Source organism: Microcystis sp. LE19-10.1B (assembly GCF_027530565.1).
In the GTDB taxonomy this organism is placed as follows: domain Bacteria; phylum Cyanobacteriota; class Cyanobacteriia; order Cyanobacteriales; family Microcystaceae; genus Microcystis; species Microcystis aeruginosa.
Window position 1 is genome coordinate 1 of sequence record NZ_JAPZQM010000428.1, and the last position, 1,482, is coordinate 1,482.

The 1,482-nt window shown below is 45.5% G+C and carries 2 protein-coding genes; both read right to left on the reverse strand.

Annotation, left to right across the window (positions count from 1 at the left end; genetic code table 11):
- Window positions 1-164: 164 nt before the first annotated feature.
- The gene (locus O9332_RS15580) at window positions 165-431 is read right to left on the reverse strand and encodes a TIGR02450 family Trp-rich protein (RefSeq protein ID WP_002800208.1); all 267 of its coding nucleotides are present in this window, start codon (window positions 429-431) and stop codon (window positions 165-167) included.
- Between the two features lie 129 nt (window positions 432-560).
- A complete protein-coding gene (gene lexA, locus O9332_RS15585) occupies window positions 561-1,175 on the reverse strand; it encodes a transcriptional repressor LexA (protein WP_002758280.1) in 615 nt (204 codons plus the stop codon).
- Between the last annotated feature and the right edge of the window lie 307 nt (window positions 1,176-1,482).

A 1,482-nucleotide genomic window follows, 5' to 3' on the forward strand; every position in this document is an offset into this window, starting at 1 on the left:
TTTTTTCCCCTCAAAAAGTGCCAGCCATTGCGGGGATCGGGGGAAAATTCAGGTACTTTTTCCCTGAAAATTAGGTAGTTGACCACCTCAAAACTGGTAAAACCCCACACCCCACACCCCACACCCCACACCCTGCCCCCACCGAAAACCTTTTTCAGCAAACCCTAATTAACAATAATCTCGTCGGTGCTGTCGGGTTGGTTCATTTCCGTTAGGGTTTGCCAACCTGATTGCCAGAGATTCGCGTCTTGCAACTGTTTAGCATTAATCCAGAAGCGGACAGTCGGATCGCAGGAAGCGACTAATTCCGCAAAAACCCATTGACCGCGATTTTGACGATTGACCACTTGAAAATGTCGCCAGCCCCATGTTTTTTGTTTTGCCGTCCATTTTGACCCCAAGAGATGGGGATACTTCTGTTTTTTGGGCATAAAAGTTAAAACACCTGAGTGCGGGATAGGCTAAAACCCTTATATTATCCTAGTTTGCCAACCCGATTTTTTTCCGGTAGCCAAGGAGAGGAAAAATTATCGGGGCGCTTAAGTGCGCCCCAGTTTTGGCTAATAACCGCGCCAAACACCAACCAAAACCCCTTGCACTTGTACTTGTTCAGTATTGGCTGTAATTGGTTGATATTTTTGATTGGAGGGTTGGAGAGTGATGATTTCGCCTTCTTGGTAGAAACGTTTTAAAGTAGTGCCGTGGCCTTCGACTCTGGCGGCGACGATTTCCCCATTGGACACCGCTTCATTACCCGTGAGAGAACGCATAATCACCAGATCCCCATCGGCAATATGATCCTCGATCATACTGTCTCCGGAAACGCGCAGAGCATAACAGTCTTGGCTGCGTTGCAACAGGTTAGAAAGATCGAGTTTTTCTTCCACATCGGTGAAGGGTTCCACTAAACCACCAGCAGCGATCGCACCTAGAACTGGTAAACCTTGCACTGGTTGTTTGAGAATCCGCAGGGTGCGTGCTTTTCCTTCTGTCCAATCAATATAGCCTTTGGCGCGTAAACGTTCTAAACGGCTTTGAATCGGTGCGGGAGAGCGTAAATTCATCGCTCGCATCATTTGCCGGATGGAAGGGGCGTGTTGAGTAGTGCGAATATACTCAATTAGCCAGTCGTACAACTCCTGTTGCGCTTGAGTAAGGGATTCGAGGTTAGTCATGATCTATTTTCCTATGCTTGGGTTAAGATAATTTGTACTTTAGTTCATTTGTGTTTAACCTAGTACATCTTAACTTCATCGGCTGACTAAATCAACTGGTTATTAGAACTCTTGCGAAAATCAAAAATTGTCGTGCTTGGTTAGGAGACTCCGAGACAGGAGATTATGGCTCTTCGTTACTTGTTATGGTTCGATAGGGGGGCATAAATCGACTAAATCCTTATCTGGCAAAAGATTTAACTGATTAGCTCGCTCTAGATCAAAAACAATTGACAAAAATCGTCCAATGTCTTTCTCTATAAGGGTT